Consider the following 24,815-nt stretch of genomic DNA (forward strand, 5'->3'; position numbering starts at 1 on the left):
GGGTGCCCATTTTTTTTATTCATTATAGAGTGAATTCACGTGGCTCTCGCAGGGGATTGAGGTGAAATTTTTGTTTTCTGATGTGTCCCGGGGTTTGTACCCTTCCTGGGGATATTACTGTACTGTTAAGAAACTTCAATAAGGAGGATAGCGCATGAAAAAAGATTATCTTAGGCCGCTTCTGTTATCGATTTTTTTACTTAGCCCAGGTATCGTGTCGGCTGATAATGAACTGACATTCAAGTCACATTTAAGTGGTGCACAAGAAGTGACCACACCACCGGGCGGAGTTGACACCGATACGAGTGGTGAAATTACAGTCAAATTTGATAAGGCACTCAGCAAAGCGGAGTTTCGTATCGTCGTACGCAATGGCGTCGGCGTTACCCAAGCCCATTTCCACTGCGGTCCTGCGGGAGTAAATGGACCTGTGGTGGCCTTTCTTTTCGGGCCGGTAGCGCCCCCGGGGGTTGATGTGGATGAAGGGGCGGCAGAAAGCGAATTAAATAACGCCAATATCCTACCTCCTGAGTCGCCTGAAGGTATCGAAGCGTGCGGAGGGCCTCTCAATAATATTGCGTCTCTTGCGTTTGCCATGCTTGCAGGCAAAATCTACGCGAATGTGCATAACACGGCTTTTCCGGGCGGTGTCATTCGAGGGCAACTGCTGCCTGAAACAAAAACCGAGGACGACTAAAGCTAAATTCACTAACAGAACAGTTCCACTGAGTATCGTCAATACAGTGGAACTGTATAAAAGCTTATTATGCGGTAATCGGATCGCCAGTTGGCACGTACTGCCGGCTAATGTCTTTGAATCTAGGCATTAATAGTTACGTCCTCCTTAATCCAACACGAGATCATCGGATCTGCCATCTTTTGAAAAATGAAGGGCTGCTTTGTTAAATTAATGCGGTCGTAGCAGTCTTAATCGTATTTGATCCTTACTTCACTGCCTTTTTCACGAGTGAACACTCAAAAAATTACTGTAATTCGTTTCTTGCCATTTAATTCGGCTTATTCATTAAACAAATCGGTCTAAATTTTACCCAGAAGTGGGTTGAATATCTATCTATATTATTATCAATAAGATATAGATATTCGAATGTAACTGAAAGTGATTGAGTGGGTAGGATATGACCCAGATGTTATTCGGATATCATTCAATTTAATTATATAAATCAGCTATATAAGAGATATTTTAATTTTGGCATGACTCTTGCATTCTTTAGAAGTAAAGCGCCGATATGATGGATGGTCTTTTTTTTGGGGCGTAAATATAGGTTTTTCAGAATGTGAAAAATGATGAATTAGCATTTGAGATCCAGTGCTTGCATGATGCGATTCTGCATTATTTGCGAAGTAATCCAAATGCAGCCGATTCATTGGAAGGTATTATGAATTGGTGGTTACCGGAGCTTGGGCACGCGCAAGCAAACACAGAAGAAGTCATGCGCGCACTCGACCGGTTAATTGCAGGAGGTATGGTAGAAAAAATACTGCTCGTCGATGGCACCATACTGTATCGATCCATCGTGTATTACAAGTGACCGTCGGTTTATTTAAGGAGAAATCAATGGCTAATGTAAGCTGGTCAATTTCGATTCAAGTAGCAGGTGGTCCAACTGTGACGGCGGTAGAAGGGCCCATTGCGGCAGAGGCGACAGATCGCATTGAAGTTTCCATTGCCGCGGGCGATGTTGATAAGGAGGTGAGTTTGCAGCCTGGTCCTGTCAGCGGGATTTACCTTTTATTGATTAAATCCAGCCAATACGGAAATGGTACAGAGATTACCTATAAAGTCAGCGATGGAACAACTGATGGCGCAGCAATCGAATTAGCGGGTCCACAATTCTATTCGGGTGGTGCGGGTGTGCACTTGGGTCTAGATCCGTTGTCCTTGAAATTCTCAAATGCCAGCGCGCATCCAGCACACATTGAAATCTTCATCGCACGCGATGCAACACCCTGATTAATTTGCTCTTGATTGGAGAACCTGACTATGCCTATTGCTTTGACTTATCCCGGAGTTTATATCGAAGAAATTCCCAGTGGTGTGCGTACGATCACAGGGGTTGCCACCTCGATTACTGCGTTTATCGGCTCGACACTGCGTGGGCCTGTCGATACAGATCCATTATCAACCGGGCCTATACGCGTGCAGAGCTTTGCCGAATTTGAACGTACTTTCGGTGGTCTCTGGCGACAAAGCCCGATGACTTATGCGGTCAGTCAATTTTTCCAGAATGGCGGGTCGGACGCATTGATCGTGCGCGTGATCAATGGCGGGGCGGCTGCCACCGGTTCTGCTGATACACTTAATTTGGTCGCGGCGTCACCAGGTAACTGGGGAGAACAACTCAGGGTGCGGATCGACCACGCTACACGCCCAGAAGTGGGGGTGGAAGAGCTATTCAATCTGACGTTGCGCGATACAGCTACCGGCGTAACCGAACGGTTTCTCAATATCTCTGTACTGACCGCTCATCCGCGCTATGCTGGCCGTGTGCTCGAACAAGAATCCAAATTGGTTCGGCTGATCACGCCGGCTCCCGCCACCCGCCCTGCAGCCACACCCGATGCCGCACCGGGTGTCGATCCCATGACGGTTACGCCGGGTTCTTTTGCATTCAATGCCGATGGGGATGATGGCGCTATTCTCACCGATACGCAGCTATCGGCACCAACGCTCGAAGCCGGTAAGCGAGGTATCTGGGCACTGGAAAAAGCCGATTTGTTCAATTTATTGTGTATCCCTCCTTTTTCTTTCGAAGCGACAGGTGATATCGGCGCACAGACGCGAACAGCAGCGGCTAATTACTGTCGCGCACGCCGTGCGCTCTATCTTGCCGATCCGCTCAACAGCTGGGATGAACCCTCGGATCTCATTTCGGGAGCAAATAGCCTGGATAGCGTGACTTGGGGGTTGGCGAGAAGCGAAAATGTGGCCATTTATTTTCCACGATTGCGCTGCCCTGATTCCTTACAAGAAGGACGTCTAGCCGAATTTGTCCCCTGCGGGGCAATCGCGGGTGTGTACTCACGTACCGACAGTCAGCGTGGTGTCTGGAAAGCACCTGCTGGCATTGAAGCGACCCTCAATGGTGTATCTGAACTGACGGTCAAATTAACCGATGGCGAAAATGGTCAGCTCAATCCGCTGGGAGTGAATTGCCTCCGGGTTTTTCCCGAGATCGGCCGTGTCGTGTGGGGTGCGCGTACACTCAAGGGTGCAGATTCGCTTGCTTCCGAATGGAAATATGTACCGGTACGACGGCTTGCGCTATTCATCGAGGAAAGCCTGTTTCGGGGTACGCAATGGGTGGTGTTCGAGCCGAATGATGAGCCGCTATGGGCCCAAATACGCTTGAATCTTGGTGCTTTCATGCAGAATTTGTTCCGGCAAGGTGCATTTCAAGGCCGTTCACCGCGAGAAGCCTATTTCGTCAAATGTGATCGTGAAACCACTACGCAAAATGATATCGATCTCGGCATCGTCAACATCATCGTCGGGTTTGCCCCATTGAAACCGGCCGAATTCGTCGTCATCAAGCTACAGCAAATCGCTGGTCAAATCGAATCTTAAGGAGAACAGCTTATGGCCCAGTTTAGTGTCAACACATCACGTTTTGATCCTTATAAAAATTTTAAATTTCGTGTGAAATGGGATGGGCGCTATGTTGCCGGAATCAGCAAAGTAGGCGCACTTAAACGCTCAACGGAATTGGTAGAGCATCGCGAGGGTGGGGACCCATCTACCGCGCGTAAATCACCTGGTCGCACCAAGTATGAAGCCATCACTCTCGAGCGTGGCGTTACGCATGATACCGAATTCGAGAAATGGGCCAACAAGGTCTGGAATTTTGGCTCGGGTCTAGGCGCTGAGGTTTCGCTCAAAGATTTCCGTAAAGACCTCATCATCGAGGTCTACAACGAAGCAGGACAGCTTGCGCTGGCGTATAAAGTGTATCGTTGTTGGGTATCCGAATATCAGGCACTACCCGACCTCGATGCGAATGCCAATGCGGTGGCGATTCAAACCATTAAACTCGAGAATGAGGGCTGGGAACGCGATTATGAAGTGGCCGAGCCGTCAGAACCGAGCTTTAACGAACCTGCTTAATGGGTCGATAGCATGATGCTGCATAACGCTTCTGCGCAGATATTGGCTCTGTGGGAACAGGGCGTAGGCCGTCACCCCCTTGATCGTGCCTTGCTACTTTTGCAGGGAATGCAGCCAGACATGACGCTATCAGCACTGGCTGATATGGTGATCGGACAGCGTGATCAGATGTTGCTGACGTTGCGCGCCAGATTGTTCGGCCGTGAACTGCCAGGTTATGTCGATTGTCCTGAATGTAAGACACGCCTGGAATTTGTTTTTGATATCGATGCCTTTCGGAGTGAAATCCAATGTGTACCGATCGACGTCGATGGCATCCGCATTCGTCAACCGACAAGCCGTGATCTGGCCAGTGTGATAAATATCGCGGAGCCTGACCGGGCGGCCTATCACCTCGCGCAACGATGCTGCTCTTTGATTGAGAAACAAGGCATGGTTGATGAATTGCCCGCGCTTAGCGCAACTGAGTTGGCGAAAATAGAAGCCTCCCTAGCTGAGATCGATGCAGCCACCGATATCGTACTCAATTTCGCGTGCGACCAATGTGGTCATGCATGGCAAACAGCTTTCGATATCAACGATTATCTTTGGCGTGAAATTGAGAAACACGCCAGCCAACTTCTCAATCAAATCCATACCCTTGCACGCGCTTACGGTTGGAATGAACCTGAAATACTGGCGCTGAGCGAGGTACGCCGCCTTGCTTACCTTGAGAGGGTCTGGGGATGAACGGCTATTTGCAGAGAATGATTGCGCGGGGTAAAGGAACGGCATCACTTGTTCGTCCGTTGACCTCATTCGCCTATGTAGCGGTATCGCCAGAAAAATCGCCGATCAGCAGTAACGATCTACCCATTGAATCAGCTCACTCAGAGTGGGTTACAAAAGGAGTGGGTCGAGCAGATGGTTTTTCGATGTCGCAAAGCACAAGTACCGAGAAGGAGAATGCGGCTGCAACGGGAGTGATCAATGCTCTCACTCCTGTGGGTTCATTCGAGCCGCGGACTTTAGCTCAGCATACCAGCCACTCTCCCTTGCCTGACGTTGAAAATCGATCGGGCAAAACAAGGCGCAGCGCGGAGGATGATGGCAACCATAAGACGGCATCGCAACCGATATCAAAAATAGACACCCAACAGGAAACCGGATTAAAACAGGAATCAACGACTGCACATGCAGAGGCATCCCTTGAACAAACGATTGCTGATACTTCAGCGGAAATCTTACACTTCACGCCCTTACAATCGCTTCTCATATCGCCGCAGCCAAACCTTTCTCCTCAACACAACTCAATGCACGAGTCGATGCAGATGGTCTCATCGCGATTAGAAACGTCATATCAAATCGCTAACTCCGAGTCGCGTACGATACAAGTAACCATTGGGCGCGTCGAGATTCGTGCGACCCCTTCCTCGGCGGTAGTCCGAAAAGGATCGACACGAACACCCGCGATGAGTTTGGAAGAATATCTCAAGCAGCGTAACGGGGGTGGACGGTGAGCAACGCGCTGGCTATCGCGACTGTTACCACAGCACTGGCGCAAATTGTCCGTACGGCTGTTCAGTCGGTCTTGCCTGGTGCGGATGTATTGACTGACCGGCCTGACAGCACGCCTCTGGGACAGCCGCGTGTACGGCTCTACCTGTATCAGGTCACACCCAACTCATCGCTAAGGAATCATGATTTGCCGGCACGTTCCGCGGATGGTCGGTTGGTGAAACGCCCCACTGCTGCGCTTGATTTATCTTATTTACTGGCATTTTACGGCAATGAAAATACGCTCGAGCCACAACAAATGTTGGGTGCAACGGTGCGTGATATTCACGCAAAACCTGTATTGATGAGGCAGATGATCGAGGATGCAATTGCCAGTGAACCATTTCTGGCGACTTCCAATCTGGCAGACGCAGTCGAGCAAATCAAATTCACGCCATTGACGCTCTCGCTGGAAGAGCTTTCGAAGCTCTGGTCTGTTTTTTTTCAGGCGCCTTATGCTTTATCAGTCGCCTATCAGGGTACAGTCGTGCTGATTGAAAGCGAAGAAAGTCCTCACTCTCCTCTGCCGGTTTTGCGTCGAGGCGAAGAAGATCGCGGTGTTCAGCTACTGCTTGGACCATTTCCGATCATCGACAGCATTCATATAGGGGCACCTGAAGAGCTGGGATTACATCCTCGTATTACCGCCTATCCTAGTGTTCAACTCGGCACCGCCTTGATAATTGCTGGACGCAATCTTGTCGGAGAGCAGATCCAAATCCAATTCAATCACACGCGATTGGCGTTGATTAGAACGATCCTCATTCCAGCCAATGACCGGTCAGATTCCGAATTAAGAATCATGCTGGCAGACGATGGCCCTGCACAAACGGGCTGGGCAGCGGGGCTGTATACCGTCACGGTTCTGGTAAAAAACGGGGATGTAGAACGCATGAGCAATCAATTGCCCTTGTCGTTCGCATCCAAAGTGAACAATATCGTACCGGCTAATCCCATTATGCGCGATGCAAACGGTGACGTCACTATGACGATTACGTGCGGCCCTGTGGTACGTACTAGCCAGCGCGCGGCATTGCTCATTGCCGATCGGGAAATCGATGCTGAGCCTCATCCGATCGATACGGCGACTTTACAATTCATCATCGAAGATGCGCCGGTCGTGAACGATGCATTGATACGCTTGCGTATCGATGGGGTCGATAGCTTGCCCTTCAGGCGCCAGGGCGTTCCTCCGCCACCTCGGTTAGTGTTCGATAACAACCAGAAGGTCACTATCCTATGAATGATCTCGCGGCCTGGCATAAGACCAATGACGATTATCTCTCTGCAGCAATTTCATGGTTGCGTTTGCGATTGATGCATTTGACTAAGGCGCATGAGGACGATGATGCGGAAACACTCGAGGGAGCTAGGTCGGCGATGCAACAACTAGCCAGTACAGATCCGCCGCCTGCCTTGTTGATCCTGAGTCAACGTTTGGGGTTAGCACGATTCGAGACCGATGTTTTATTGCTATGTGCTGCCATGGAGTTCGATACACGTATTGCCGCATTGTGTGCAAAGGCACAAAACGATGCGACACGCCCTTATCCCACTTTTGCCCTTGCGCTCGCATTATTCGACGAGCCTGTTTGGGAAGCGCTTTCGCCCGAACGCCCACTGCGTTTCTGGCAGTTGATCGAAATCAATCAACCCGCAGCGCAGACCCTAACCGTCAGTGCATTGCGCGCGGACGAACGCGTGGTGAGTTATATCAAAGGGCTTAATTATCTGGATGATCGATTGAAGACGTTGATCATACCGATGACGGATGCGATCGATATTTTGCCTCCGTCACAACTTCAGCAAGCCGAAAAGCTGCTTCAGTCTATCCAAGCGTCACCTTCCGAATGGCCCATGGTTAACTTAGTGGGTGTGGACTCAGCCAGCAAGCGTGCGATTGCAAACTACGTTACGAGATCGATAGGATTGGTCTGCTACCGGTTGTCTGCCGAGCTATTGCCCACTGCCTGGGCGGAATTGGAGACGTTTGTACGGTTATACCAACGTGAAAGCTATCTACTGCCTCTTGCGCTTTATCTGGAAATACCGGATACCGATAAAGTACTGCCGGTAATTAACCGCTTGCTCGCCAGATTAAATGGGTTGTTGTTGCTGGATACGCGTGAACCTCATTCTTCCACCGAACGGGGTATGGTGCCGTTGGATGTCACAAAACCGACGTCAGCGGAACAGGCAGCGATATGGCGGCAAATGCTGGGTAATAATGCAAGCTCGACTGCGGCTGTGCTGGCCGGGCAATTCAATCTGAATGTGGCCGATATTCGACATGTCACCTATACCCTATTAAATACCACGCTACCTGCCAAGACCGAGGCTCCAGCGATTCAAGAGGATGCTTGGCAAGCCTGTTTGCTGGCGGCGCGACCGCGACTGGATGCCTTGGCACAGCGTCTGGAAGTGAAAGCTCGCCGCTGGGAGGATCTGGTCTTGCCAGATGCAGAAATCAATACGGTACAGCAGATCATCAACCAGGTCGATCAGCGCCACCATGTTTATGAGCAGTGGGGGTTTGGCCGCAGAATGACGCGTGGATTGGGTATCAGCGCATTGTTTTCTGGAGAAAGTGGCACGGGTAAGACACTCGCAGCCGAAGTGATCGCCCATCGGTTGAAACTCGATCTTTACCGTATCGATTTGTCGCAAGTAGTCAGCAAATATATCGGTGAAACGGAGAAAAACCTGCGCAGGTTGTTCGATGCTGCTGAAGATGGCGGCACTATCTTATTTTTTGATGAGGCAGATGCACTTTTTGGCAAGCGCAGCGAGGTGAAGGATAGCCATGACCGTTATGCCAATATCGAGATCAACTACTTGTTGCAACGCATGGAAGCCTTTCGGGGACTCGCAATTCTCGCGTCCAATATGAAAAGTGCACTCGACACTGCCTTCATGCGACGTTTGCGTTTTATCGTCAATTTCCCATTCCCGGGTTTGGCTGAACGGAAACGTATTTGGGAAAGGGTTTTCCCCGAGGAAGCCGAAAAAGAAATGCTCGATTATGACCGTTTGTCTCGTTTTAACCTCACCGGAGGCAGCATCCAAAATATCGCCATCAACGCAGCCTTTTTGGCAGCAAGCACGGGCTGTGTGATAACCATGCAGCTTATTTTCGAAGCAATCCGCGGTGAATTCCGTAAGCTGGAGAAACCGATCAATGAAGCTGAATTCCGATTCATTCAAGCTGTGGAGATTCAAGCATGAACATTACATTGCATATCGACCGGTTAGTGCTGGAGGGTATTGATTTTCCGCCTGATCAACAGCATCTGCTCCAAACCCATGTTATCAGCGAATTGACACGTCTTCTTGAGAACGGCAGATTGGCGTCCAGTCTTACTGGAGATACCATTTTGGCGCGTTTGCCTGTCGATAGTATTCAATTGACAGGCAACGATCCGGTAAAACTTGGTCAGCAGATTGCACAATCAGTGTATGGAGGAATCGGGCGTGAATAAAACCGACAAAACGCAATTGGCCAATAAAACGAGCTTTTCCCCACTTTCTCATGGCATGCTCCAGCGTAAATGTGCATGTGGCAGCCATGTAGCGGCAGGCAAAGAGTGTGCCGCGTGTGCTAAACAAAAGCAGACCTTGCAGCGCAAGGCGATTAATCGTGATGACATGACGCCAGTCTCATCGATCGTTCATGGCGTTTTAAATTCTGCCGGCCAACCACTTGATCCGACTGCCAAGACTTTTATGGAATCGCGGTTTGGACGCGATTTCAGTAAAGTAAGAATTCATACTGATGCGAATGCGGCAGAATCGGCAAGGATGGTCAACGCATTTGCCTATACGGTTGGCAGGGATGTGGTCTTTGGAGCAGGGCAGTATTCACCCCATACCAGAATGGGGCAGCGATTGCTGGCACACGAATTGGCGCATACCCTTCAACAAGATAAAAATATCGCTTTAACGACCAACGTACTCAAAGTGAACGAGCCGAACGATCGTTACGAGCAGGAAGCAGATCATATCGCCGATCAAGTATTAACGGCATCGGTACACTCCATGCAGAGTGAAGAACACCAAAGTGTTCCTACAATACCTTCCCAATTGCAAGAAAGCCCCCCACAAATTGCTCGATTGGTCGCGACCACCGGAAGAGAGCCTGAAGGAATCAATCCGCTGGAATCTGAAGCAATCCCCATGGCTGCGGGGCCGGAGTGCAGTCGGCAACGGGGCAGAGGTCGAAGCCTCCCTTTGGTAAGAACAACTTTTCGTGGTGAGCGGGGTTTTGCGTCCATTCCTTCCGACGGTCATCCTGGTCCCGGTGGCTTGCTCGTGACGGGCAGTTCCGTTTCTATCAAGATCATTGCAAGATGGGAAGAGCAGATCACCGATCCCGACCAAAGACCGCCAGACCAACGAAATAGGCGAGCCGATCGCCCCCAGTACTATCTTACTTTCAATGGCTGGGTAGATGATTGCGATTCTTCGCATGTTGGGAGTCCAGCTTCATCCGTTCAATCGGGAAATCTCGCGATAGGCACGGAACATACTGTTAATTTGGCTAATTTGATTCCGGGAAGATACGGCCTGGGGATCAATCCTTCAACGGCATCACCAGAGCCTAATCGTGTCCTGGTGGGAACCTGTGAAGTAACTTAGGTGACAGCATCGGCTGAAAACAAAGATAGCGCTTATGATCGTGACCTTACAACAAACAACTCTCAAATTTCCACAGATCCTAGCCAGGGCGGCGAGTGGCAGGTTGCAGCGAAAATGCGCATGCGGCAATCACACGCCCATGGGTGAAGAGTGCAGTGAGTGTGCAAAGAAGAAAAGGACATTGCAACGTAAACTGGCGATCGGTGCAAGTAACGATCCACTGGAAAATGAGGCCGATCGTATCGCTGATCAGGTAATGGCCATGCCGATGTCTTTTTCCAGAGTGACCGATGCATTTTTGTCCATCCCCATCCAACGCAATACCATGCAATCGAGCGGAATGATGAACATAGCCCCTGATAGTGTCGATCAGGCCTTGTCGAGCTCAGGTCGTCCGCTAGAACCCGCATTGCGCCAAGACATGGAACAGCGTTTTGGTTATGATTTTTCTCAGGTACAGGTACATTCTGATGTGGCGGCAAGCCAGTCAGCACGCGAAGTGAACGCTAAAGCCTATACGGTAGGGCATGACATCGTATTTGGTGCGGGGCAGTTCTCTCCAGGAACTCAAGAGGGACGAAGGTTGCTCGCGCATGAATTGACTCACGTGGTACAGCAGTCTGTAAATTATCCATCTACCCTGCGAAGACAGTCAGATGACAAGAAAAAAGAGCCTGCTAGTGAAGTTGCTAAGGCACTCAAGAAAAACAGTCTCTTTAAAAAATTACCTGAATTTGCTCAGGAAAAAATCTTAGATGAAATCGACAACGCGCCTGAAACGATTACCCAAGCCGTATTAGATCGAATCATCGATCTTGCACCTATCGATGAGCAATATAAGGGTGGTCTGAAAAAAGCGGGCGAAGCAATCATTAAAACCATTACAGGCAGGAAGGCGCCCTCAACCAGCAAATGTGATATACCCGGCTACCATGAAGGCAAATCTTCTTTATATAGAGGCATGTGCTGCAGCAGCACCATTGAAAGCGAATCTAGTTGCTGCCCAAAAGATAAATTTGCTCCCAACAATTCGCCGGTATGTTGTGGGCAAGATGAGTATGTAACGGCTGGTTTCAAGTGTAAAAAAATAGTGCCTGTAGATCTCAGCAATATTTGCATGCCGCCAGGACAAAAGGATTCGTTAGGCAAATGTTGTATGCCACCGGATGAAGTGGTCAATGGTTTGTGTGTGAGTCTACCAAAGCAGGAACCAAAGCCAGAGCCTTCATCCCGACCCTTCAATCTGAAATTCACCATAGGTGTGATAGATGATTTCGATATCGACCGATCGATTATCAACAGCAGGCAACAACCCCATTTCGATCAAGTAAAGGATCAAATCCGTCAGTTTATCGAAGTCTGCCCAGCCAGCATCATTACCATCACGGGTTTTGCGGATAAACCCGGCACAGAGGAGCACAATCTGGAGCTTGGGCAGCGCAGAGCTGATCATGTTAAGTTGCTTCTACAGCTCGATTTGATGAAGATCGTTTCTGGAGGGATATCACCGCTGATTCTGGCGCGCTCGGAAGGAGAAAATAATCCCGTGGATCCCGCTGCCGGTGAAAAATTTTCTGCAAAAAACAGGCGAGTTGAAATCGAATTTCAATCGATATGCCCTCCGCTCGGGGCACCCTCGTTATCGAAGCCCCCGATCAATACACCGTTGCGAATGGAATTTCCACAGAAATTCAGTTTTTAAAAGGCATGAGGGGAAACATAGGATGAACAAAACAACGACAAAGATAGCGCCTGAATTATTTTCAAGTTTTCCTTCATTGCCATCGAGTAGGCCACAATGGCGATATATTTATATTGATCAAACTATCCATGATGTGAATTCGGCCAAGCAGCTGAGGTGGGAAGCAGAGATCAAGACAGGTTTAAAGACCTATGAGTTGGGCGTGTTATCGAGATCGATGGCTTTATTGGCACCAATCCAACAATCGCTGACCTCTTCTATCTTGCATGAGCTTACATGGTCGGGAAGTCACATTCAGCATGGAAGGAATGGCCATGCATAAAGTGAACGCTTCTTACCAAAACAAGCAGGTAACTATTTTGCAGCCCCAGCAAGGAATCCTGCAGCGTAAATGCACCTGCGGCAACTACACCGTGGCTAGCAGCTCGTGTAGCACGTGTAAGAAAAATAATCAAATGGGTTTACTGCAGAAAGCGGTCCGTCGAAGTGAGGCAACTGAAATACCGCCGATCGTACATGACGTTTTGCGCTCGCCTGGCCATCCACTGGATTCTGGCACGCTTGGCTTTATGGCGTCGCGATTTAGCCATGATTTTAGTCAGGTACGCGTACATACTGATGACAAAGCCGCTGAATCGGCCAATGCCGTGGATGCATTGGCCTATACGGCGGGGAAACATATAGTTTTTGGAGCACGGCAATATACACCCGGCACGGCTTCAGGGCGAGAGTTATTGGTGCATGAGCTGGCACATGTCATGCAACAGGAACAGGTTGCATCGAATGCGTTGCCTGTTCGAATCGGCCATCCGTCTGGCTCCGAAGAAGTCAATGCTGATCATCTTGCGCGTTCCGCCTTGTCTGGTGAGCGCTTGCCGCATCGAGTTATAGGGGCTGGCGCTCCTTTGCTCTCACGTCGTGTCATTCCCCGGTTAGTACACTGCACGGCTGGCACCGATGGCGCGCCTGCCGATCCTGTGACGGAACTGACCACTATTGTCGATCGAGCGGAAGGCATGGCGACAGCAGCATCTATTTTGCTGACCCTCGTTGCTGGACTGACCAGGGCAGGTATGCGACCGGTCGGCTCCACAGTAGAACAGGCTTTCGACGATCGTTTCGGTGAACCACCGGCCGTTAGAGGTGGCTTCATGAATCGGCTTACGGGAGATGTTCGGCCTACACTGGAGATCGCGCTCAGTGAAGAGATGGAACTGATGGCGCGGCGCTATGAATTAATCGCCAACCAGTTTGGCAGCGGATTCATTCATTATTTGTGTATGAGCACTAGCCGATCGTTTGGTGGATGCAATATTACCGATTGTTCCAATGATGCTTGGGCATGTCCTGGGGTCAATGCGATTTTCCTTTGTCCGGGGTTCTGGGGGGGTGATTTGCGTACCAGCTCTACGTTACTCATTCACGAAACTTCGCACATGATTTGGGAGAGTGTTTTCCATGGCGCCAGGGGAGCGGGCGGAAATTTCCGCCATGCCGAATGCTATGCAAGCTTTGTGGCGGATATTTTCGGGTTGGCACCGGGTATCCCTGCTTGTCCCGCTACTTAAATGGAGTCCGCTGGCGAGAGATGAACACTCAGGTTTATAAGATAGATCAATGAAAGGAGATAGCGCATGACGACCTTCCCTAACGCTCCCAAAATTCTCAAGGGTGGCCTCGTACTGGTTGATCCGCAATCGGCGCGTGTGCAGCGCATTATTTCGCTGCAGTATAACCCTGATTCACTGACGCGCAACTTGCAGGTGCAGGGCACAGGTGGAGAGGAAGGTAACCGCTCGGAGGCGATGCGCTTTAAAGGGCCTGCGGTAGAAACATTAAAATTGGATGCGGAAATCGATGCATCAGATCAACTGGAATTTCCAGAGCAATACCGCGCCGTGGTGGAGAATGGGATACAGCCTCAGCTCGCCATGCTGGAATCGCTGGTATACCCAACCAGCACTCAATTACTCGATCGTAACGCCATGGCGCAGTCCGGTACGCTGGAAATCGCCCCGATGGAAGCGCCACTGGCGCTGTTTATCTGGAGCAAGCACCGCGTCGTTCCCGTGCGGGTAACCGAGTTCAGTATTACCGAAGAGGCCTTCGATCCGTCATTGAACCCGATACGCGCCAGAGTGAGCATCGGGCTGCGGGTATTGAGCGTGGATGATCTTGGTTTTGCGCACAAGGGCGGAAGTTTATTCATGAGTTACTTACAGGCCAAGGAGCAGCTTGCTGGCAAAACGCAGGCTGGCACATTCTCTACGCTGGGAATAGGGGGTCTCTAAATGATCGATCCGATTCAGGCTTTCCTGCAGGCAAATACGCTGGTGACACCCGTTCACCCGCCTGAGAGCCGCTATCATAGCATTACCACCAGCCAGTTTTATCAAGCCGATGGCTCAGTTATCGTGCATTTGAAGCGACGTTTTGTTCCCCCGCCCGAACATTTCTCGTTCTTGCAAGCGCATCAGGTGACGGAAGGCGACCGGTTGGATAATCTGGCCGCCCGCTACATGGGCGATCCTTCCCAATATTGGCGTATCTGTGATGCCAATGGCGCGATCCGCCCTGATGAATTGACCGAGGCAGCAGGCAGTTCGCTGCGGATCACATTACCGGCCGGCGTTCCGGGGGTATCCGATGCTGACTAAGGGCATACAGTTGACCATCTTGATCGGGCCGGTCGTACCGATCCCAGTGCCGCAAGTGGTGATGGATGCGCTAGATAGCATTCAAGTCACTTCTGCTGCTGGAGAAGCGAGTGGTTTTCAGATGAGTTTTCAGTTCAACAGCAAATCAGAATTGAATACCATTTTTCTCATCGCTGGTGCGATGAACAGCGGTCCGGCAACACCGCCACTGCGCGTGCTGCTGATCGTGACCCTCAATGGTACACCGCAGCCGCTGTTCGATGGTGTCATGACCAATGTTCAGGTGCAGGCAGGCAATAATGGTGCGCCAGGCATGGTAAGGATTACCGGTGAAGATCTGACGAAAGCGATGAACATGATCGATTTTAGCGGCTTGCCCTATCCCGCCATGCCAATCGAAGCGCGGGTGGCGCTAATCTGCGCTAAGTATGCAGCTTTTGGTTTGATTCCCTTGATCATTCCCGTACTGTTTCCCGATGTTCCTATTCCAATAGAACGCATCCCCAGCCATCAGGGCACGGATCTCGAATATATCCAGCAACTTGCAGAGCAAGCAGGCTACACTTTTTATATCGAGCCAGGACCGGCGCCGGGCACCAACATCGCCTACTTCGGGCCGGAAATTAAAATTGGCGTACCTCAGCCTGCGCTCAACGTCGATATGGATGCTTTCACCAACGTAGAAAATATCAATTTCTCGTTCGACCCGACCAAAGGGGTGCTACCCATCGTGTTCATTCAGAATCAGATGACGCGCGTGCCGATCCCGATTCCGATTCCGAATATCAATCCATTGCAACCCCCGTTGGGTGTGCTATCTACTCCGCTCAGCAACCTCAAGGTATTGAAAAATACGGCCAAAATGAATCCGATGCAGGCGATTTCTACAGGACTTAATGAAGCAAAAAAATCTCAGGATTCAGTGAGCGCCAATGGCAGTTTGGATGTGCTGCGCTACGGACGGCCATTGAAAGCCCGCCAGTTGGTCGGTGTGCGTGGCGCAGGGGTGGCCTACGATGGACTTTATTTCGTCAAAAGTGTGACCAGCACGCTTAAGCGGGGTGAGTTCAAGCAAAGCTTTAATTTGACCAGAAATGGGTTGGTTTCAATTACGCCGAGGGTTCCAGTATGACTGACAACAATAAGTTTTTTGGCAAGTACCGCGGTATGGTGCTCAACAACGTCGACCCCATGCAGCAAGGTCGATTACAAGTGCAAGTCCCCGACGTAGCGGGTCTCGCGCCCGCCAGTTGGGCAATGCCCTGTGTGCCGATCGCTGGGATCAATTCCGGCATGTTTGCTTTACCCATGATCGGTAGTGGGGTATGGGTGGAATTCGAGCAGGGTAATCCGGATTATCCGATATGGGTAGGGTGTTTCTGGGGGAGCGCGGCTGAAGTGCCGGTGATGTCACGCATGGTGCCGCCTGCCGTGCCGGGGATCACGCTGCAAACATCGCTCAAGAACGGCATCGTCATCAGTGATGTGCCTGGTCCCACTGGCGGCATTCAGCTGCAGACTGCGACCGGCGCAATGATCTCTGTCACGGATATCGGAATCATGATATCAAACGGCAAAGGTGCTGTGATCAATCTTACCGGCCCTACCGTGGATATCAATCTCGGGGCACTCACGGTGGTATAAGGAGGCCGACGATATGCCTGCCCCCATTCTTCATCTTGGTGCAACCATGACTTGCTTGCATGCAGGCCCTGCCACACCGCTGACACCTTTCCCGCGTGTGCTGGTGAGCGGCCAACCCATCGTGACACAGTCAACGCCGTATGCGATTACCGGTTGTGCGCTGGCGGGGACGTCCAATCCACCTTGTATCACGGCACAATGGGTAGTGGGTGCAGTACGGGTATTGGCAGGAGGTGTTCCTGTCGTTTTGCAAACCAGCACGGCAGTATGTGTTCCAACTGGCACAGGGTTGCTGCCGTTGGTAGTTCAACCGAGGGTGATGGCCACATGAACCATATCGACTATCCTTTTCATTTCGATCATCGTGGGCGTACGTCACAAACTGATAGTGCCGATTATATCCGCGATTTAATCGAGCAAGTTCTGCTGACCACGCCTGGAGAGCGCGTAATGCGCCCTGATTTTGGCAGCGGTGTCATGCAACTCGTTTTCGCAGCAACGAGCCCGGAAATTGCCGCCACGACTCAATTTCTTGTCCAAGGCTCACTACAGCAGTGGCTCGGCGATCTCATCATCGTTGAATCTGTCGATGTGCAAACGCAAGACAGCATACTGTTCATTACGGTGCGCTATATCGAGCGCCGTACCCAAACTCAGGGGATCGCGCAGATCGGCGTGCCGGGAGGGTTGCCATGAAATACTATTGCTGCGACCAGCGGCGCCTTGAAATCGTCAAACTGCATGGCACGCTCAATGGTTTGGAGTATTTGGAAGTCCATGACAGCGGCTTGGCGGGCGATCCAATGCGTCAGCTCACGTTGTTCCTCAAATTTTTGCGTCCCGTGCCGGTGTTGAGCGCGGATCAGTTTCGTATCACGGGCGGCGAACGGGTCAAGATAGTGGGTATCGAATGGGTCGCCGTTGCGGATAACCTGCCTGCAGGCGAGCCGCCGGCTTTAGTGGATGGGCTGGCGCCCCTCAATGAATTTTTGGTGATTCGTACACAATCTTATGGTGATTTCTCACGGTACACACTCAGCCTGGTGAGTAGCCCGAGTAGTGAGAGTCCACCAGCCGGCTTCGATCCCCGTCTGAGCGAAATTTCATTTTCGTTCAAGGTACAGTGTGAATCAGATTTTGATTGCGCTTCATCTATTTCTTGTCCCAGTCCGCCAGAAGATCGCCCCCGATTGGATTATCTGGCCAAGGATTACGCCAGTTTCCGCCGACTCATGCTGGATCGCTTGCATGTGCTGATGCCCGAATGGCAAGGCCGCAACCCGGCCGATATCGGGGTAACCTTGGTCGAGTTGCTGGCCTATGTTGGAGACCAGCTTTCCTATCAACAGGATGCCGTTGCCACGGAAGCTTATCTTGGCACAGCACGTAAGCGGACCTCTTTGCGGCGGCATGCTCGGTTGGTCGATTACGCGGTGCACGAGGGATGTAATGCGCGCGCGTGGGTGCGTGTATTTGTCAACGATAATGGCGTGACCATACCCGCGCGGACATCCTTGCTGACACGTGTAGCCAACATGCCTGATCGACTGGTGCCAGGAAGCGATCAATGGCGTCATGCACTGGCAAGCGGAGTGGAAGTTTTCGAGACGATTGAAGATACTTTGCTCTATCAGGCGCATGAGCGCATGGTTTTTTACACATGGGGCGAGCGTGAATGCTGTTTGCCAAAGGGCGCAAAATATGCAACGCTGCTCGGACATTTTCCCAACCTCAAGGCCGGTGACGTGTTGGTATTTGCAGAAGAACGCGGGCCGCGTACCGGATTCGTCGAGGATGCGGATCGGAATCATCGCTGGTCGGTGAGGTTGGTCGATGTCCGTCTGAGCCAGGATCCTTCCGGCGGACTCTTCTTGCCGATACCCAACAATAATCCACTAGACGTGACCGAAATCCATTGGGCAGAGGAGGATGCTTTGCCATTTCCGTTATGCCTATCCACCCTCACAGATCACGATCACGGTGCGATCTTTCTCGATGAAATCAGCGCAGTTTATGGCAATATCGTATTGGCCGATCATGGCCGGACATTGACCGGTGAAGCATTGGGCCAAGTGCCGGCTTCGTATCTCACGGTTGCTTCCGTCACTGATGAGTTAAGCTGTCAACGCCCACCGCTAAAAACAATACCGCCTCGTTTTCGGCCGAGATTGGCGGAACGCCCACTCACTCATGCGTTACCACTGGCTACAATGCCATTGTTCAGCTTTACCGCCACGGCTGCAATCGAGACAGCCTTGCAAACGCGCACTTATGCGCCAGCCTTGCAGCATGCATTACAGTCACACGGTATTGTCTTGCAAGCGAGTTTCGTCGTGGTACAAGGCGGAGACGGTGTTTGGTCGGTAGCCGATGGTAAGCATGCCTATGGTCTACATTTGGCCGGTGGCGATATACGGGTGACCGCCTTCACGGTACCCGCCCGATTGATGACCGTTGCCGAGCCAAGGCGAGCCCGTCCTGCCATTGTGTTGGCAAGTGAGTACCAGGGCATTCCCGCAACTTGGCAGCCGAGATTAGATTTACTTGCAAGTGATGCGAACGCGAATGAATTCGTCGTAGAGAGCGAACAAGATGGCACTGCTTTTCTACGTTTTGGAGACGATGTGCATGGCAAGCGGCCAGATAGCGGCACGATTTTCACGGCAACGTACCGTATTGGGAATGGCACGTCTGGCAATATCGGCTTGGAGTCGATCGCGCATATTGTCAGTAACGATGCACGCTTGCTGCGGGCAACGAATCCTCTGCCTGCGCAAGGCGGCACCGAACCGGAAAGTGCAGAAGATATCAAACGCGATGCTCCCGAGGCTTTTCGTATCCAAGAACGGGCGGTGACACCGGAAGATTATGCCGAAGTCGCGGAACGCCATCCTAGCGTGCAACGCGCAGCAGCGACATTTCGTTGGACGGGCAGTTGGTATACCGTGTTTCTCACGGTCGACCGCAAAGGGGGAGCGGAGGTCGATGCTGTTTATGAGCAGACCCTCCGAGATCATATCGAACGTTATCGAATGGCCGGTTATGATCTGGAAATCGATGGGCCACGCTATATCCCCCTGGAATTGAGTATGACAGTGTGCGTGAAGCCAGACTATTTTCGTGCCGATGTGCGTGCGGCATTGATGCGAGTTTTCAGCCGTGGCTGGCTGGCCGATGGATCACGTGCGCTATTTCATCCTGATCAATTTACCTTTGGTCAGCCAGTTTATCTGAGCAGACTCTATGAAGCAGCGCAGTCGGTACAAGGCGTAGCATCGGTCGCAATAACGATTTTCCAGCAATTGCGCACACCTCCCGACCCTAAACCTTTGGAGGATGGCGTGCTGACGGTAGGGCGGCTCGAGATCGCTAGGCTGGATAACGATCCCAATTACCCTGAGCGCGGGGTTCTGAAACTGTCGATGGGAGGCGGTAAATGAGCGGAAATCCAATGCAACAAGATAACCTGCAAGATGCATGTGGATGTTGTGAAGGCATCAACCTGCAGTCACCCGTTGAGCTGTATAATCGTCCAGGTCTTACTGTCATAGCATACCGTATCGGAACCCATCATCAGATACTTGCTAGCCTGCAAGCTCGATTGTCATTCAAGGCGCTTCCGGCGCTCGTAAAATTACGTACCCGGGATCGGGACGATTTTTCGATTGCCCTACTGGATGCCTATGCCTGCATGGCGGATGTGCTGAGTTTCTATCAAGAGCGGTTGGCCAATGAATCTTATCTGCGAACTGCTGGTGAGCGCTTATCCTTGAGCGCACTTGCCCGGCTGATAGGCTATCGGCTTAAGCCGGGCATCGCTGCAGAAACCTATCTGGCATTTACGCTTGAAGAGCCTCCACTACAATCCGTCAATGACGATCCCAAGCAGGCGAGTGGTGTACCAGAGAACGTAACCCTGCCGATCGGCATTAAAGTCCAAAGCGTGCCGCAATCCGACGAAACGCCACAAATCTTCGAAACGGTGGAATCGATCGAAGCTCGGCCAACATGGAATGTGTTTAAAGCAAGAACACACGAGATGGTTATCCCTGCGTTTGGGACGCAGATCGTATACTTGAAGGGAACTGCCAACCAACTGAAAGCAGGAGACGCTTTGCTGTTCGTCGGAAGCGAGCGCGAGCTCGATTCCGGCAGTGAACGATGGGATTTCAGGCGGATACTGAGTGTCACGCTGGATAGCGAAGCTGGCCACACTATCGTGGCATTGGAACGAGGCTTGGGCACGGCTTCTCCTTTTGTGGCGCCTGCAGCCAATCCTAAAGTTTTTGCACTGCGCTTGCGTGCTTCGCTATTTGGTCATAATGCGCCTGACTGGCGTGTGATGTCCGATGACATCAAGCGAGGCTACCTGGAGCTGCCTGACGGTGCTACCGTAACCGATACGCAGTGGCCGGGTTTCACTATCGCTGATATTTCCGATCCACCTACCAGTACTCCTACGGGAACGGGGCTTTATGGCGAATATTTCGATACCAGAAATTTGACCGACCGCAAGCTTAGCCGTATCGATACTACAATCAATTTTGACTGGGGAGCCGGTTCGCCCGATCCGCTGATTGGCGCAAACACTTTTTCGGTACGCTGGACAGGTTGGGTGCATACACCGGTGACGGGGATTTATACTTTTTATACCACCTCTGACGATGGCGTGCGGTTATGGGTGAACAACCATCTGCTGATCAATAACTGGACAGACCATGGCGTCACTGAGAACAGCGGGAGTATTTCGCTCACTGCAGGAAATAAATACGATATCAAATTAGAATTTTATGAAAATACTGGTGCAGCGGTCATTAAGCTCTCTTGGGCACCACCAGGGCAAAGCAAGCAGATTATTCCACAATCGCAGCTCTATCCGCGCAATATCCATACCTTGCATCTGGATGCCGTGTATCCTCAAATCGTGCCGGATAGCTGGCTGGTATTATCCATACCCGAATACCAGGAGCTCTATCAGGTGGTGACGGCAGGGGAAGATGCGCGGGCACGTTTTATGCTAACAGGCAAAACGACACGATTGACCGTCAAGGGTGAGAATTTGCGCGAATTATTTAACGAACGGGTACGCGAAACAGCCGTGTTTGCCGGTAGCGAGTTGCTGGAATTGACTGAAACACCGATTACCACCGATGTGGCAGGCGACTCGTTGCGTATTGATCGCAAGGCTGAAACCCTAATGCCCAAGCGTTCACTGATTCTCAGTGGCATGACCACCGAGGGCGCAGAAGAGAGTGAGATATTGACGCTACTCAAGGTGGAATCGGATGGCGAGAACAGCCGTTTGTTCTTCACGACTGCGCTGCAGCATCGTTATCGGCGTGATTCAGTCAGGGTCTATGCGAATGTTGCCCGGGCAACGCATGGAGAAACCGTTCAACAAACCCTGGGGAGCGGCAGCGCTCGTCAGGCGCATCAGCGTTTTGATCTCAAGCATGCACCGCTTACTCATATTGCTGCGGACACTGAATCGGGTGCTAAGCCAGCATTGGAGGTTCGGGTCAATGATGTACTTTGGCACGAAACCGCTACGCTTTATGATGCCAAGGCCAATGATGCTTCTTATGTGTTGCATACCGATGAATATGGCACGGGTACGATTCAATTCGGAGATGGCCGGCACGGCGCCCGATTGCCGACAGGTCAAGAGAATGTACGAGCCAAGTACCGCAAGGGAATTGGACGGGCTGGCAATCTGCAGGCTGGCCAACTTTCACAATTACTTACCCGTCCTCTTGGTTTAAAGGCGGTGAGTAATCCTTTGGCTGCAAGCGGGGGTGTCGATGCTGACAGTATCGATCATGCACGACGCAACATGCCGCTAGGCGTGCGTACGTTAGGACGTGTGGTGTCATTACAAGATTACGAGGATTTTGCGCGGGCTTACCCCGGGGTCGCTAAGGCAAAGGCTGCGGTACTGAATACCCGCGCTGGGCGGACTATCGTCATCACCGTTGCCGGTGAAGAAGGTGAGATGCTGTCTGATTCGATACTGACCAAGTTACTCAATTCGCTCAAAAAGAATGGTGATCCGTTGGTGCGATGCGAGGTTGCAGTCTACCAGCTTGCAACCTTCCGTTTGGCCATGCGAATCAAGCTTCATCCAGATCATGAGCGCGATATTGTCATGAAGCAGGTGGAAATGGCATTGCGCACGGCTTTTTCGTTTGATGCACGCGATTTTGGGCAATGGGTTGCCCGATCCGAAATCATCGCCGCTACACAAACCGTAAAGGGCGTCATGGGTGTCGATTTGGATCGTTTTTACCGGGGAGTGGCGATAACGCTGGAGGGCCAACTGGCACCCCACTCGGCCACAGTTGATGGGTTTGGTAATGCAGTGGCAGCCGAGCTATTGCTGCTTGATGATGCGCCGTTCGATTATCTGGAGGAAATGCCATGAATACGACAGCTGAACGCCTGTATGCGTTATTACCTGCTATTCACCGTATTCGCGATGCGGAACAAGGCTATCCACTCCGTGAGTTGCTGGCTGTTATTGCCGAGCAGGTTGCAGCTTTCGAGGAAAACCTTGAACAACTCTATGATGACCAATTTATTGAAACATGCGCGCCTTGGGTGGCGCCTTATATCGGGGATCTAATCGGTTATCGTACCTTGCACGGTGTCGTGCCCAGCGTAGCGTCTCCGCGTGCGGATGTGGCGAACACGATTCGTTATCGTCGCCGCAAAGGTACAGCTACCATGCTGGAGCAACTGGCGCGCGATGTGACCGGCTGGCCGGCGCGGGCGGTAGAATATTTTCAGTTACTGGGCTGGAGCCAGCATATGAATCATCTTCGCCACCATGCTTATTATGCGCCTGATTTGCGGCGTGCAGAGGCGTTACTCTGGCGTGGCAGTGCATTCGATACCTTTGCCCATACGGTGGATGTACGGCATATCAGCGCCGGGGCAGGGCGGCATAATATCCCAAATATTGGTCTTACGCTGTGGCGGGTCCGGGCTTTTCAGCTAACCCGCTCACCTGCAGTGGAAGATCCTGATATAGGCAGCGGCTTGCGCTTTCGCTTCAATCCACTCGGTGTAGATCTTGCCCTTTATAACACGCCGGAAACGGAAGAAGTGATCAGTCATTTGGCTGAACCGCGCAATGTTCCGCTGCCGCTTACTCATCGCTGGCTCAAGGGGCATCTTGATGACTATTATGGTCCAGATAAGAGTCTTTGGGTGGAGCTGGATGAGAATCCACCGCAATTGATCACTAGCAATCGTATTCATATTTGCGATTTGAGTGATGTGAAGGATGGCGGGGGCAATGTCATCGCTTGGGCACACCAACCGGCTGCAGGCTCTGGTCTGGTCGCCATCGATCCGGTATTGGGTCGTCTTGCTTTCGCCGATGTGCCCGCCACTCTGCCGCTCGTAAGCTTCCACTATGGTTTTCCCATTGCGATTGGTGGTGGAGAATATGAGCGCAGCGATCCTGCCGTACACGTGGCGCCTGTACAAGCCATTCAAGGCGGATCGGTCTTACAACCTGCGTTCAATACGATTCAGAACGGTGGCACGGTAGCAGTCCAGGATAGCCGCCGCTACGTGGAAACGCCCACCGTGAAAGTTGATGCGGGCAAGACGGTCATTGTGCGAGCGATTAACGGCACACGACCATTGTTGGTTGCCAACGGCGACATCGAACTCGATCTTGGTGCGGAAGCCACACTCATTCTGGACGGTTGGGTCATCCAGGGCGGAACATTGACGATGCCAGCGTTTGCCGATGCACAACCACGTTATCTCATCTTGCGCGATTGTACTTTGGTTCCAGGCCCACGCACTCAAGGCGGTGGCGCACCCCCGCAAGCGGACGACCCTGGTTTGGTGGTTCATCATCCTTTCACCAAAATTGAACTGGAGCGGTGCATCACTGCGCCATTGCATATTGCAGAAGAAGTGGAAATCTCATTACATGATTGCATCGTCGATGCCACTGCCCATGATCTTATCGCCTATCGTGCCCCTGGAGCAGATGTGCTTGCACCGGGTGGCGCAATGACGTTGGAAAGTTGCACAGTAATCGGCAAAGTCCATACGCAACAATTGACGCTCGCGAGCGATTGCTTGTTCGTGGCTGCGCTGGCCTTGGGCGGTGATGTGTGGAAAGCACCCCTCTGGGTTGAGCGACGACAGCAGGGTTGCGTGCGTTTCTCGTATATTCCGCCTGGATCACGTACGCCACACCGCTATCGTTGCCAACCAGAGGAAGGGGATCAGCAAATCCGGCCACACTTTACTTCGCTGCGCTATGGCGATCCAGGTTATGGCCAGTTGCGTCAGGTAACCTCGGACAAGATACGCCGTGGGGCGCACGACGAGAGCGAAATGGGTGTGTTGCACGGGTTATACCAGCCACAGCGCGAGACTAACTTGCATGTACGCGTGGAGGAATACCTGCGTTTTGGTCTGGCAACGGGGCTGATTTATGGAAGCTAAGGGATAAAAGGATGTCAGTATTCTGGACAAATCGTTTTTATAGTTC

At 51.5% G+C, this 24,815-nt stretch carries 23 protein-coding genes; all 23 read left to right on the plus strand.

Annotation, left to right across the window (positions count from 1 at the left end; genetic code table 11):
- Positions 1–154: 154 nt before the first annotated feature.
- The 23 genes from C8R30_RS03970 to C8R30_RS04075 all read left to right on the plus strand — a co-directional run bounded on the left by C8R30_RS03970 (position 155) and on the right by C8R30_RS04075 (position 24,769).
- A complete protein-coding gene (locus C8R30_RS03970; RefSeq protein ID WP_090666241.1) occupies positions 155–697 on the plus strand; it encodes a CHRD domain-containing protein in 543 nt (180 codons plus the stop codon).
- Positions 698–1,295: 598 nt separating this feature from the next.
- Positions 1,296–1,550, plus strand: a complete 255-nt coding sequence (locus C8R30_RS03975; protein ID WP_090666243.1) for a hypothetical protein — start codon at positions 1,296–1,298, stop codon at positions 1,548–1,550.
- Between the two features lie 26 nt (positions 1,551–1,576).
- Positions 1,577–1,972: a hypothetical protein gene (locus C8R30_RS03980; protein ID WP_090666245.1), complete on the plus strand. Its 396-nt coding sequence runs from the start codon at positions 1,577–1,579 to the stop codon at positions 1,970–1,972.
- A 30-nt stretch (positions 1,973–2,002) separates the two neighbouring features.
- The gene (locus C8R30_RS03985; protein WP_090666247.1) at positions 2,003–3,586 is read left to right on the plus strand and encodes a phage tail sheath family protein; all 1,584 of its coding nucleotides are present in this window, start codon (positions 2,003–2,005) and stop codon (positions 3,584–3,586) included.
- Positions 3,587–3,598: 12 nt separating this feature from the next.
- Positions 3,599–4,123 carry a phage tail protein gene (locus C8R30_RS03990; protein WP_090666249.1) on the plus strand — a complete coding sequence of 175 codons (525 nt, stop codon included), beginning with the start codon at positions 3,599–3,601 and terminating at the stop codon, positions 4,121–4,123.
- A 12-nt stretch (positions 4,124–4,135) separates the two neighbouring features.
- Entirely contained in the window at positions 4,136–4,852 is a 717-nt protein-coding gene (locus C8R30_RS03995; protein ID WP_090666251.1) for a T4 family baseplate hub assembly chaperone, read from the plus strand.
- Entirely contained in the window at positions 4,849–5,622 is a 774-nt protein-coding gene (locus C8R30_RS04000) for a hypothetical protein (protein ID WP_107789590.1), read from the plus strand. Before C8R30_RS03995 ends, C8R30_RS04000 begins: the two co-directional genes overlap by 4 nt.
- Positions 5,619–6,902, plus strand: coding sequence for a Pvc16 family protein (locus C8R30_RS04005; RefSeq protein WP_090666254.1), 1,284 nt, complete (start codon positions 5,619–5,621; stop codon positions 6,900–6,902). The genes C8R30_RS04000 and C8R30_RS04005 overlap by 4 nt, the downstream gene beginning before the upstream one ends.
- The gene (locus C8R30_RS04010; protein WP_107789591.1) at positions 6,899–8,884 is read left to right on the plus strand and encodes an ATP-binding protein; all 1,986 of its coding nucleotides are present in this window, start codon (positions 6,899–6,901) and stop codon (positions 8,882–8,884) included. Before C8R30_RS04005 ends, C8R30_RS04010 begins: the two co-directional genes overlap by 4 nt.
- Positions 8,881–9,138, plus strand: a complete 258-nt coding sequence (locus tag C8R30_RS04015) for a hypothetical protein (RefSeq protein ID WP_107789592.1) — start codon at positions 8,881–8,883, stop codon at positions 9,136–9,138. Before C8R30_RS04010 ends, C8R30_RS04015 begins: the two co-directional genes overlap by 4 nt.
- Complete coding sequence (locus C8R30_RS04020) at positions 9,131–10,294, plus strand: eCIS core domain-containing protein (protein WP_219908816.1); 1,164 nt, start codon at positions 9,131–9,133, stop codon at positions 10,292–10,294. Before C8R30_RS04015 ends, C8R30_RS04020 begins: the two co-directional genes overlap by 8 nt.
- Before the next feature lie 34 nt (positions 10,295–10,328).
- A complete protein-coding gene (locus C8R30_RS04025) occupies positions 10,329–11,996 on the plus strand; it encodes an eCIS core domain-containing protein (RefSeq protein ID WP_107789593.1) in 1,668 nt (555 codons plus the stop codon).
- 22 nt (positions 11,997–12,018) lie between these two features.
- Entirely contained in the window at positions 12,019–12,318 is a 300-nt protein-coding gene (locus tag C8R30_RS15705; protein WP_143068198.1) for a hypothetical protein, read from the plus strand.
- A complete protein-coding gene (locus C8R30_RS04030; protein WP_219908817.1) occupies positions 12,311–13,564 on the plus strand; it encodes an eCIS core domain-containing M35 family metalloendopeptidase in 1,254 nt (417 codons plus the stop codon). The genes C8R30_RS15705 and C8R30_RS04030 overlap by 8 nt, the downstream gene beginning before the upstream one ends.
- 66 nt (positions 13,565–13,630) lie before the next feature.
- Positions 13,631–14,287, plus strand: a complete 657-nt coding sequence (locus tag C8R30_RS04035) for a CIS tube protein (RefSeq protein WP_107789595.1) — start codon at positions 13,631–13,633, stop codon at positions 14,285–14,287.
- Entirely contained in the window at positions 14,288–14,653 is a 366-nt protein-coding gene (locus tag C8R30_RS04040) for a LysM peptidoglycan-binding domain-containing protein (protein ID WP_177182264.1), read from the plus strand.
- Positions 14,643–15,785 carry a hypothetical protein gene (locus C8R30_RS04045; protein ID WP_107789596.1) on the plus strand — a complete coding sequence of 381 codons (1,143 nt, stop codon included), beginning with the start codon at positions 14,643–14,645 and terminating at the stop codon, positions 15,783–15,785. The genes C8R30_RS04040 and C8R30_RS04045 overlap by 11 nt, the downstream gene beginning before the upstream one ends.
- A complete protein-coding gene (locus tag C8R30_RS04050) occupies positions 15,782–16,297 on the plus strand; it encodes a phage baseplate assembly protein V (protein WP_090666269.1) in 516 nt (171 codons plus the stop codon). Before C8R30_RS04045 ends, C8R30_RS04050 begins: the two co-directional genes overlap by 4 nt.
- 13 nt (positions 16,298–16,310) lie before the next feature.
- Complete coding sequence (locus tag C8R30_RS04055) at positions 16,311–16,628, plus strand: hypothetical protein (protein ID WP_107789597.1); 318 nt, start codon at positions 16,311–16,313, stop codon at positions 16,626–16,628.
- Positions 16,625–16,993 carry a GPW/gp25 family protein gene (locus tag C8R30_RS04060; protein ID WP_090666272.1) on the plus strand — a complete coding sequence of 123 codons (369 nt, stop codon included), beginning with the start codon at positions 16,625–16,627 and terminating at the stop codon, positions 16,991–16,993. Before C8R30_RS04055 ends, C8R30_RS04060 begins: the two co-directional genes overlap by 4 nt.
- Positions 16,990–19,737, plus strand: coding sequence for a putative baseplate assembly protein (locus tag C8R30_RS04065; RefSeq protein ID WP_107789598.1), 2,748 nt, complete (start codon positions 16,990–16,992; stop codon positions 19,735–19,737). Before C8R30_RS04060 ends, C8R30_RS04065 begins: the two co-directional genes overlap by 4 nt.
- The gene (locus C8R30_RS04070) at positions 19,734–22,718 is read left to right on the plus strand and encodes a putative baseplate assembly protein (RefSeq protein WP_107789599.1); all 2,985 of its coding nucleotides are present in this window, start codon (positions 19,734–19,736) and stop codon (positions 22,716–22,718) included. Before C8R30_RS04065 ends, C8R30_RS04070 begins: the two co-directional genes overlap by 4 nt.
- Entirely contained in the window at positions 22,715–24,769 is a 2,055-nt protein-coding gene (locus C8R30_RS04075; RefSeq protein WP_107789600.1) for a hypothetical protein, read from the plus strand. The genes C8R30_RS04070 and C8R30_RS04075 overlap by 4 nt, the downstream gene beginning before the upstream one ends.
- The last annotated feature ends 46 nt before the right edge of the window (positions 24,770–24,815 follow it).

Source organism: Nitrosomonas nitrosa (genome assembly GCF_003051105.1).
GTDB classification, from domain to species: Bacteria; Pseudomonadota; Gammaproteobacteria; order Burkholderiales; family Nitrosomonadaceae; genus Nitrosomonas; species Nitrosomonas nitrosa.

What these genes read in the sequence shown, in the direction of transcription:
- C8R30_RS04010 (WP_107789591.1), top strand. Translation starts at nt 6,899, where the DNA reads ATGAATGATCTCGCGGCCTGGCATAAGACCAATGACGATTATCTCTCT.
- C8R30_RS04030 (WP_219908817.1), top strand. Translation starts at nt 12,311, where the DNA reads ATGCATAAAGTGAACGCTTCTTACCAAAACAAGCAGGTAACTATTTTG.
- C8R30_RS03985 (WP_090666247.1), top strand. Translation starts at nt 2,003, where the DNA reads ATGCCTATTGCTTTGACTTATCCCGGAGTTTATATCGAAGAAATTCCC.
- C8R30_RS04050 (WP_090666269.1), top strand. Translation starts at nt 15,782, where the DNA reads ATGACTGACAACAATAAGTTTTTTGGCAAGTACCGCGGTATGGTGCTC.
- C8R30_RS04040 (WP_177182264.1), top strand. Translation starts at nt 14,288, where the DNA reads ATGATCGATCCGATTCAGGCTTTCCTGCAGGCAAATACGCTGGTGACA.
- C8R30_RS04060 (WP_090666272.1), top strand. Translation starts at nt 16,625, where the DNA reads ATGAACCATATCGACTATCCTTTTCATTTCGATCATCGTGGGCGTACG.
- C8R30_RS04015 (WP_107789592.1), top strand. Translation starts at nt 8,881, where the DNA reads ATGAACATTACATTGCATATCGACCGGTTAGTGCTGGAGGGTATTGAT.
- C8R30_RS04025 (WP_107789593.1), top strand. Translation starts at nt 10,329, where the DNA reads ATGATCGTGACCTTACAACAAACAACTCTCAAATTTCCACAGATCCTA.
- C8R30_RS03995 (WP_090666251.1), top strand. Translation starts at nt 4,136, where the DNA reads ATGATGCTGCATAACGCTTCTGCGCAGATATTGGCTCTGTGGGAACAG.
- C8R30_RS04035 (WP_107789595.1), top strand. Translation starts at nt 13,631, where the DNA reads ATGACGACCTTCCCTAACGCTCCCAAAATTCTCAAGGGTGGCCTCGTA.
- C8R30_RS03980 (WP_090666245.1), top strand. Translation starts at nt 1,577, where the DNA reads ATGGCTAATGTAAGCTGGTCAATTTCGATTCAAGTAGCAGGTGGTCCA.
- C8R30_RS04000 (WP_107789590.1), top strand. Translation starts at nt 4,849, where the DNA reads ATGAACGGCTATTTGCAGAGAATGATTGCGCGGGGTAAAGGAACGGCA.
- C8R30_RS04070 (WP_107789599.1), top strand. Translation starts at nt 19,734, where the DNA reads ATGAGCGGAAATCCAATGCAACAAGATAACCTGCAAGATGCATGTGGA.
- C8R30_RS03970 (WP_090666241.1), top strand. Translation starts at nt 155, where the DNA reads ATGAAAAAAGATTATCTTAGGCCGCTTCTGTTATCGATTTTTTTACTT.
- C8R30_RS04065 (WP_107789598.1), top strand. Translation starts at nt 16,990, where the DNA reads ATGAAATACTATTGCTGCGACCAGCGGCGCCTTGAAATCGTCAAACTG.
- C8R30_RS04055 (WP_107789597.1), top strand. Translation starts at nt 16,311, where the DNA reads ATGCCTGCCCCCATTCTTCATCTTGGTGCAACCATGACTTGCTTGCAT.
- C8R30_RS15705 (WP_143068198.1), top strand. Translation starts at nt 12,019, where the DNA reads ATGAACAAAACAACGACAAAGATAGCGCCTGAATTATTTTCAAGTTTT.
- C8R30_RS04045 (WP_107789596.1), top strand. Translation starts at nt 14,643, where the DNA reads ATGCTGACTAAGGGCATACAGTTGACCATCTTGATCGGGCCGGTCGTA.
- C8R30_RS03990 (WP_090666249.1), top strand. Translation starts at nt 3,599, where the DNA reads ATGGCCCAGTTTAGTGTCAACACATCACGTTTTGATCCTTATAAAAAT.
- C8R30_RS04075 (WP_107789600.1), top strand. Translation starts at nt 22,715, where the DNA reads ATGAATACGACAGCTGAACGCCTGTATGCGTTATTACCTGCTATTCAC.